Source organism: Microcoleus sp. Pol11C3, from assembly GCF_036701485.1.
Classification (GTDB): Bacteria; Cyanobacteriota; Cyanobacteriia; order Cyanobacteriales; family Microcoleaceae; genus Microcoleus.
Genome location: NZ_JAUBQW010000026.1, coordinates 47,173 through 56,186, shown reverse-complemented (window position 1 = coordinate 56,186; position 9,014 = coordinate 47,173). Strand labels below are relative to the sequence as shown.

Below are 9,014 nucleotides of genomic sequence, written 5' to 3'. Positions count from 1 at the left end.
CGTCTCTATTTTCAGCGCGGCTTCTTGGCTCTATCCTTTATGCAGCAAGCATTATAGGTACGTTGTCACCCGCTAAGTGAAAATTTATGCGAATTTAAAAAAGCTGGGGGTAAGGAGATGGCAGTGGCGTTTCCCTACAGAAAATTTGTCGATCGCCCATATTGATTCGATCGCCGGTAGTGATTCGATCGCCCGTATTGATTCGATCGCCGGTATTGATTCGATCGCACGGTGTGGGTTTTGCCCGATCGCCCCCGCTAAATTTGCGCTTTCACCCAAGATCGAAAGGCTTTCATGGCGACGTTTCTGCCGGCTGTTTTGCTTTGTTCTAAATATTGGGGGATGAGCTCGGTGATGGGGAAGTTGGGAAACTGGAGACTGCGATCGGACTGTATGTATTTTCCATTTTGCAATACACTGATTTGCAGGTTGCGGCCGTTGTAGCGCCACAATTCGGGTACTCGTAATACTTCGTAGTTGTTGAACTGAGTGCGGGAGGTGAGGTCGATTTCTATGGCTAAATCGGGAGGTGGGTCTGTTTCTAAGTCGATGCGATTTTTGCCTCTGACTGCGGCTTCGTTTTGGATGTAGAAACAGGTATCTGGTTCTACTCCTTGAGCCATTTTTTGATTTTTGAAGGTGGTGGAACCTAGAGACCAAAATTCTCTGTCTAATTCTTCAAGGAGAATTTTTACTAAGTCCCCAATATTTTCTTTGCCAACTTCGTGTTCGGGTAGGGGAACCATGATTTCTAATGTTCCTTTGCTGTAGGAAAGTCTGGATGCGCGACTTTCTCCCAATTCCGTTAGTAGGGTTTCAAACATGGGCCAGGTTATGTCTTTGAGTAATAGTTGATTTCCTGGCTGGATGATTATTTGTTTTAGTTCTAACTGCATATTTTGACTGTTTTAATATGATTTGAAATATAAAATAATTTAAGTTAATATATTTTAGCAATTCTGCATTTATGCGGAATTGATGCTATGGATTAAAAAATATCTAGGGGGGCTACTTACAACCCTTTCCTGTTGAGGTATCGAATGTCCCTTCATCTGTTCTCATTCCTCCTAGAAGAGTGTCCACAATTACACACTGCTTTGTACCGCCGCGAGATGGAGCAACTGTGACATAAAATGGAGTTATACCTGTGGTGAGATTGCCTTGGTAATCAAAAACGATCGAGTTTGGAGGCGTGGTAGGAGCAGCAGGTGTATTAACGGTAAGCGCAATGGTTTGGGGTTTAATTTCGCCTCCGGCATTTAACTGCTGGGTAATATTATTGATCGTAACGGTTGGCGGATCAATAGCGGGACTAGCATTAGGAGCATAATTGAATGTAACTGTGACACTGCTCTTCGTTCGCTTTGCTTCGCTTTGTGCAGTTCGTAATGATTGGAAAACTCGATCGTTCACAGTGCGGACTCTTTGTCTGTTGATGAATGCCAGCCAGCTTGGAGCGGCGATCGAGCTTAATATACCTATGATTAACGCTATCACCAGCACTTCTAGAAGGGTGAATCCTCCATCGCCTTTTCTGGATACAGTTTTGTTGAAATTAGGGCTGGGCTTGGCAGCCAAGTTATGCAAAAATTTTAATAATATTGGTGGGGTTTTCATGGTATTATCCTATTGTTTATCGGCGGGCGGCGATTCGGAAATGTGTTTCCGGCATCAGTTACTTTCCTCGTGCACCTAAACCTTGTACTTGAACGGTTGCTGTTGGGAAATATGCCGAACTGCTTGTTTTGAACTCAGCATCGTTTGGTTGAAGGCGGCGCAGGCTATTTCCTCTGATAGTAACTCGGGCTATGTTTTTAGCTGTATCTACACAAGCGTAGAAGCTATTGGTTGAGCCGTCGGCTGTTAATAAATCTCCTTGAGTTAATGCTGGTGCTGGTGCTGGTAGGTCTGTGACGCCAAGAGTAGTTTTGCACTGTGGTGGAACTGGAACGTTGGCTGTACTGTGGTCGATGTAATTAACCAGAACTTCCGGATTTTTTGCTGTCTGTCCCACAACAGTCACATTTTCTGTTGGCTTGCTGAGATCGAACAGTGAGTTAAAAGCTGGATCTTTCTTTTGAGCATCTGTTGTCTCAGTGTCAGGGTAATAAGCCAAAGTTGACGGGTTTTTTACTCCATCTCTAATTTCATAGCGGGCAATACGGGTAGGACAAGTGCCTCCTGAAGGTTGACACCAAGTAAGGTTATTGTCTTTAAACTGGTAGTACGCAACTAATGAAAGTACGTAGGTGTCGTTGCATTCACCAGGCTTAGTATCGCAGGTGTTTGGTTTTGCAGTAACAGTCGGATTAATAGGAACAGAATTTTTTATCTGTTGTCGCTTCCAGAACACGAGGATTGGAGTTCCGTTAGCAGGAGCAGGTAATTTTCCACTCGTAGGAAGAGTGCTATTATTAACAGCATTGATTCCTTTCTGATCGTAAATATAAATAGCTTGACTCAAATCTTGGGCGATGAAATCAACGGCGGCCTGAAGGTCTTGCTCGGTGTTTGACTTGACTTGTTCCCTCCTGTCGGTATTGAGCATATCGACTACAAAACCGAGCATCGGGGTAATGATTAAAAAGGCCATAATCGCTCCGACTAATAGCTCGACCAGAGTCATGCCCTTTTCGGTTTGAGCTTGCTTAAAGTGATTTTTTTGGTGCTGACTTTTGAGAAGCAACCTGAGTAAACTTTTCATTTTTACTTCTTCCTTTGCCGAGTGATTGGGAGGGATTTTAAGCTAATAACACTCACTGTAGTTATGGGCATACAGTAGTTCATTATTATTTGAGGCGATCCAAGATTGACTTATACGAAGGATTTCCGGTAGCGGGAATCTCTGTAGACATTTCTACTACTGGCCTTGTCCGATCGCCCAAACCAGAACCCACAACAGATTGCTTCGCAGTCTTTGGGGTCGGATTCAAAGTTACACCCGAAGCAAAGGAATCAGCCCTGTAAACTCGGACTAAGAGCTGATAGCCTTTTAATGTGGGATCGTTATTAGTAATAGATGGATCGGGATTTAGCCAAGCGCCCTGGACGTAAAAATCTTTAGTGCTACTCGTCTCACAAAGTCCTGTTCCATCCATGTCAACGCAGTATAAATCGGCGTTATTTCCCGGAACTGGTGCGTTAGCCAAATCTGCCTGAGTTGTCGCTGTGTATCTAGCGGGAAACCCTTTTATTGTGGCGTCATTAAACTTAATTGACTGCGATCGCAAACCGTCAATGTAAGCTTTAGCCGCCTGCGTGGCCAGTTCCGTCCGCCGCGCTTGGACGCGAGTTGCTACTGAGAAAGCCATTACAGGGGCGATCGCAATCATCAGCACCGAAACTACAATCATCGCTACCAATGACTCGATAATCGTGTAGCCACCATCTCGTGACTGGGATAAATTTTGTTGTTGTCGCTTAGTCATAAATAGGACTCCAGTAATTGCGCGGCGGAAAGTTAGAGGGTTAAGTGGAGCAGTTATTTCGCTCGGCAGTTGTGAGGGTGTCGGTGGCTTTCGTGGTGGTATTTTCTACCACTCCGCACATCAAAGTTTTTACCCACTCGTCATTCCGAGGTACTTCCCGGAAATACTCGGCCGGGGTAGGTGTTGAGGGAGGAGTCGTGAACTTTCGGGTAAACAAGTCGGGCGGCTGAGATAGCAGACCCACGTCAAAACCCCAACTCCGCAGGGGCGGCGTGAAGAAGGGAAGGCGACCTACCTGATTGCCACTAACGGTGATGTTGGCGTTACTGGTTCTGTAATAAGGCAATGGAGTACCGCCACTGTAAGTGATACTTGGTGCAGGTGGGCTCGGTGGGTTTGGCGATGAATCGAAAAGACTGCGCAATTTAGTTTGAGCACTCTGCTGCGGAGCCACCGGATTAAGAATTGGGATATAGGGCGCGGTGCTGTAGGCACTCCGGTTGAACTGGATAAAGGCACCCTGGATTACCGATGATTCTACGTTCGCATCCCAGCTTTCCAAGAATCGGGCCAAATTTTGCACACCGCCATTAGAGTCACCGACGCCACTACCAAGCGATCGGGAAGGAGTATCATTCGAGCCTACAACCATATTAGATGTTGTCTTTACAGCCTTGGGTATCCAACCGGTAGCGGCCACGACACCTGCACCTGATGGCAAGCTGGTCGATGAAGTAGCCACTGGTGCTGTCGTCACAGTTTGGATCTGCAAAACCGGCATTAGTAGCGGCTGCCATTTGTCATTTGTGGCTAATTGTGGCAGATCTGCACCGCTCCCGTCCTTCTTAGCCTGGTTAAACACAAAGGGAAATTTTTCTGAACCGTAAGTCACCGCATTAGCGCCTGATGTAGCAGTCGTGCCAAACCACAGAGAATTAGGTGTTGTTAGATTTGTGCCTGGCCCATTAGCAACTGTTGTGCCGCTAATCCCTAATGGCACAGGAGCCGTTGGCGTATCCAGCGGGTCACTTGTAGCGGTACGAAGACTTCTCAAAAAAGCAACACGGCGGGGGAAGCGCTGCAATTCTGGCGCTGGCGCAATAGCAGTTGTTCCTGCCAGATATTTTTTAGCGATAATGTCCTCACCAACTGTTGCCTTGCCAAGTGTTGCCGGATTTACATACCAGTCCTTATCCTCACAGGCAGAAACTGGGATTTTGTTACAAACTTCCATTACATACTCTGGGAAAGCCCCGCGTCGCTGTACTGGAGTGACGAAGTTGTTGAAGTAAGAACTATTAACAGGATTGCTGTTGTTTGCGTAATTTGCATCCGTAAGTGCTGTGCCTCCTGTGTTGACTAATTTGCCGCTCGTAGCTGTGAATGCCCCGCTGGAAAGTCCGTTTGTGACAAAGTTGTTGCTGTAAAATCCTTGCTGTTTGCGAGGCATTACAGCAGCAGCACCGGCATTATTTCGGAGGTCAAAATCTCCCTCGTTGCGGAAGCCAAAACGGTAATTTTGTGAAAGCAGGGTGACAGCATCTGATAGTACGTTTGCGGGACGCCAAGTATCGCCTGTTGTACAATTACCAGCTAATCGGGGGTCATTTGGGCGACAGGCAAAGTTTTTATCGAGGTTTGTACGATCGTAAAAGCTACTCAAATCACCGGGCGGATCAAACTCTTGGTGGGAGTGAAGGTTAAAATCACCTTGGATATAAACGGGCAAATTAGATGCCAAAGTCAGCCCCTTTTCTAGGACTACATCCGCCACAGTAGGAGTAGTACCGGGGCCGGGAACTCTGGCTAGCTCCTTACCATTAACAAGTAGAATTCCGTTGGGCTTGCGAGTAGGATCTAGTAGGGAATCTGTGGGGCTGACTGTTGCGCTCCTACTTTCATCTATGCCACCTGTGGCAAGAGCTGGGCGAAAACTGCGATCGGGCAGCGCGTCGTCGCGACTGGCATAAATAATCCCGCTGTTTGGCAGTAAAGGCTCGTTGATTCCAGAAGGTTTAGTTCGCCGCAGTAAATCGAGGTCTATCCGAGTAGCGCGAATTTCTAGGGGTTCCCGTTCTTCTAAAGGCAGATTATAGTTCCCTGTTAATTTTGCTGCTTGCGCTACTGTGGTGGGGCTGCTCAGCGTAAAGGCTTCGTTAACGTTTGTTGTCCAGTCATCGCGATCGATCGCCTTGATTTCTCGACCGTTCAAAAATGCTACTTCTCTGATTGCCCCGTGAGGAATCAATGCCGGATTGGGAGCTATAGTACCCTTGAGAATTCCCAGAGCGCAAAGAGTAGAGTCAATAGCAGCTTTTTGTGCTAAAGTGCGAGCGGCGGGAGCCACCACAAGAGCCTCTCTCAACGGCTTGTTGGCAAACCGACCGTCAGGGAAGACTAAATTAGCTTGCGCGTCCAACGCCACATTTCCGCTACCGCTCAACAACCCATTAGCAGCGACTGTGGCAGTTCCGCTTGGTCTGGCTCCCACTCCTGGGGAGGGGTAGGTGATGCCGTTATTAGACCCAATTTGACTGCCGCGAACTCCTAGTTCTCCAAAAGGATCTCCTACAGGCTGACCGCTGACATCTGGAAGTGTACTTAAATTTCTTGCCGTCGAAGCCGTGCTGGGGTCATAATAGCTGCTGATGCAGGCTAGCGGTTTGTCATTCAACTCTCCCTTCGCCGGGGGACTATCTGCATAGTGATAAACTACTGTTGCCCGCATCCGCAAATCGCCCTTGGCATACTGGGGAGTGTTGGGGTCGATCGAGCCTGTAACGGGGGATGGCAGCCCAAATGGCGGTAGTCCTCCCGGAGGATAAGGAGTGGCTGGCGCGGTTCCGACAAAGGGAACCCACTTTGTCGGATCAAAAGGGCCTGGAACACTATTGTTATAAACTTGAGACCCTAAACCCAGTGGCGACATCGGCATAGAGTCCGGCCAGACGACGGGGAACGTTTCTGTAGCGGGAGTTGCCGGGTCGTCGTAAGTTGCCGTGTCCCCAGTTACGGTAGTCCCAGCAGAATTTACCCAACTGGGGGGTGGCAGGAAAGAATATTTGCGCTCGTAAACCCCTGCACCAGTAATGACACGCAAGCCGCCATTGCCGTCTAATGGATTTTCCGGGTTTCTCGCCGCTTCTCCTTCCCAGAAACCGTCGCGATCGATCGCTCCGACATCCGCGAGCTTCGTCACCTGTGGCGATCTTTCCCGCGTAGTGCCGCCGTCGGTCGGATTCCACTTCGCTGCTACTGTTTCCGGTGTCTTGATAAATTTGGCGCCGTCCCATCTGAGGGCTGGCAAGTTGTTGCCAGCCACAACGCGATCGCCCAGCAATTCTTCTTCAGTAGGAGGTTCTGGTATGGGGTTGGTTGCGTATAGCTTATCCAGCTTTAGGTTGATGTTGGTGTCTCCAGGGTTTGGAAGGCTCCATTTGTCTACAGGTCTTAGGGTGTCTTGGGTGCCTAGAATGGGTGGGGTTCCGGCCGGTGTTGCCCATGCAAGACCGTACCCTGCCGTTGCGTCTCCTCCAACAAGAGGCACTTCCGCAAAAGGAACCTTCCGGGTGAGCTGTTTAAAATATTCTGTCAGCGCTTGTTTGCGATCTTGGGTCTGCTTAGGCCGCTGCTGCACTAACAACGGATCGTTAGTCTCGGGGTTGGGGCTGGCGGGGTTTCCCATCTGCGCTTCTACTAGCAAATCTAGGCGCTTTGTATAGGCTTCGTTGTTGTAAAGAACGTCTAAGGTAGGATTGCTAGCTGATTCCTCACTGGTCTTAATTTCTAATTTTTTACCCAGCATGAATGCCGTTCTTCCGCTCCCAGGCAGGCTAGCTTTTTTGTAAAGGTGTACGTCCACTGCATTTTTGGTCGTGTTGTCAGTTGACAGACCATTTACTACATTGCCTGCGACAACAATTTTGCTGTTTTCTTGCTCGTAGAAACAAGACTCTGGGCTGCTGACCTGATAGAGTTTGATGCTGTTAGCGTTAGCCGCCCCTGATACCAGTAAATTACTGTTTGTAAATAGCCGCCCATTTAGATTCAGCGGAGGTCCCGGCGATATTTCTAAATCGTCTTCATAAACCACCGCGTTGTTGGCGATAGGAATGCGGCTTTGGTCTTGCTGATATTCCAGGGCTGAAATGCTGGTAGTGCCTGTGAATTTTTGATAATTACTACCCAATGCGGTCGCTTCGGTATCGGTTATGGGTACGTTAACTGTATAAACAAAAAAACTTTTTTTAAGTTTGCCGTCTAGCCTGTACCAGCCTGAGTCGCCCGCTAAACTAGCAGCAGTACCTCCACCCTGCAAGCACTTAGGATTAAGTCCGGCCACCGACATCGGCGGCGTTCTTGCTTCCAGCGGTTTTCTTGGTCTTAAGAACTCACCCAGAGTAGGGCTAAGCTTAGTGTCGTCCCTTGGGGGGGTGCGGAAGAATATGCCGTAGAGCGTAAAAGTGTCAAATTTGCCGTCGTTGTTCGTATCGACGGGATATCTCCAAGCAGTGTTTATAGATTCATTTGTTTCGATATTAAAATTAGGATCGTTAACGCGAAGATCGGGAGTTATGCCGCCGGTACCGTCTAGGTTATACTGAAGTTTCAGACGTTTTTCGTCCCCGAAGGTATAATAATCGGTTACAGTCCCACTTGTTGGAATTGGGTTTGCTATCAGCAGGTACAAATCTGCATCGGAAGGAGTACCCCTACCCTGGCTTTGATCCAGCATAAACTGAATTTTTGCTTTTGCCCGATCTAGCGCGGGAGTCGCGGCCGCCAGCACCTGCTGGTTCACGCGCACGTTACGCGCCGTATTCGCCCGATCGAACGATCGCAGCGTAATCGCCACAGTCAACAAAATCACTACCAGCAACACCATCGTCACCGTCGGCAGCACAAACCCCGCCATCGGTAGTTTAGCCCTGCGGCCCATAGCCATCAGCGCTTGCAGCATTGCTCTCATCAGCCGCTTAGCCCCGGATCTGGTAACACCAGCAATCCGCCGCAGCAGGGATACGATAACTTTGGATAATTTGCTCTTAAACATTGACGCCTTCCTGAATAATTTCAGAGATGGTATTGCAGGTAGTTACTGCTCGACAGTACAATCCCATCTTTATTGTTCCCATTTTTTGCAACTTACATATCAGTCTCTTGCACAAATTTAAATCTGTACTTTGGCTGAAAAATAAAACCCACAAACCCGCAACCAAAACCACCCCCGATAATATATTTTTCCGAGAAAGATTTGCCCCGCAAGGATGAGAGTTCCCTAACTCCACTCTAATCTAGTTAAATAGAAATGTCAGTACCAAGATCGAGAGTGAATTAGATCACCCCAAAACAGTGATCGCGATCTTATCCGATGTATTTCCCAGCCCGCCCAGACGGGCTTTGTTTGTGTAAGCTCGGTTTCAACCACCGGAATCTAGAATGTAAAGTGGGCGATCGAATTGTGGTTAGGCGTATCCGTGCGATCGAATCTAAATTGGGCGATCGAATTTCCGCGATACCTCAAAGTGCGATCTCAAATCTTGCACCCTTGCCAATCAGCCTTTTAGGGGCGGGATCTTCGGCCCA

6 protein-coding genes are annotated in these 9,014 nt (G+C 48.2%); all 6 read right to left on the bottom strand.

The annotated features are described in order from the left end of the window. Positions 1-84: 84 nt before the first annotated feature. Complete coding sequence (locus tag QUA40_RS09150) at positions 85-279, bottom strand: hypothetical protein (RefSeq protein ID WP_333124276.1); 195 nt, start codon at positions 277-279, stop codon at positions 85-87. Then, a complete protein-coding gene (locus QUA40_RS09145; RefSeq protein ID WP_333124273.1) occupies positions 258-896 on the bottom strand; it encodes a Uma2 family endonuclease in 639 nt (212 codons plus the stop codon). Before QUA40_RS09145 ends, QUA40_RS09150 begins: the two co-directional genes overlap by 22 nt. Before the next feature lie 112 nt (positions 897-1,008). Next, positions 1,009-1,617, bottom strand: coding sequence for a GspH/FimT family pseudopilin (locus QUA40_RS09140; RefSeq protein WP_333124271.1), 609 nt, complete (start codon positions 1,615-1,617; stop codon positions 1,009-1,011). A gap of 58 nt (positions 1,618-1,675) precedes the next feature. Further along, positions 1,676-2,704 (bottom strand): hormogonium polysaccharide secretion pseudopilin HpsC, encoded by a 1,029-nt coding sequence (hpsC, locus tag QUA40_RS09135; protein ID WP_333124269.1) that lies wholly within the window; start codon positions 2,702-2,704, stop codon positions 1,676-1,678. Positions 2,705-2,789: 85 nt separating this feature from the next. Continuing rightward, complete coding sequence (hpsB, locus tag QUA40_RS09130) at positions 2,790-3,428, bottom strand: hormogonium polysaccharide secretion pseudopilin HpsB (protein ID WP_333124266.1); 639 nt, start codon at positions 3,426-3,428, stop codon at positions 2,790-2,792. A 40-nt stretch (positions 3,429-3,468) separates the two neighbouring features. Next, positions 3,469-8,481: a hormogonium polysaccharide biosynthesis protein HpsA gene (gene hpsA, locus QUA40_RS09125; RefSeq protein ID WP_333124263.1), complete on the bottom strand. Its 5,013-nt coding sequence runs from the start codon at positions 8,479-8,481 to the stop codon at positions 3,469-3,471. Between the last annotated feature and the right edge of the window lie 533 nt (positions 8,482-9,014).

What these genes read in the sequence shown, in the direction of transcription:
- QUA40_RS09145 (WP_333124273.1), bottom strand. Translation starts at nt 896, where the DNA reads ATGCAGTTAGAACTAAAACAAATAATCATCCAGCCAGGAAATCAACTA.
- QUA40_RS09140 (WP_333124271.1), bottom strand. Translation starts at nt 1,617, where the DNA reads ATGAAAACCCCACCAATATTATTAAAATTTTTGCATAACTTGGCTGCC.
- hpsC (WP_333124269.1), bottom strand. Translation starts at nt 2,704, where the DNA reads ATGAAAAGTTTACTCAGGTTGCTTCTCAAAAGTCAGCACCAAAAAAAT.
- hpsB (WP_333124266.1), bottom strand. Translation starts at nt 3,428, where the DNA reads ATGACTAAGCGACAACAACAAAATTTATCCCAGTCACGAGATGGTGGC.
- hpsA (WP_333124263.1), bottom strand. Translation starts at nt 8,481, where the DNA reads ATGTTTAAGAGCAAATTATCCAAAGTTATCGTATCCCTGCTGCGGCGG.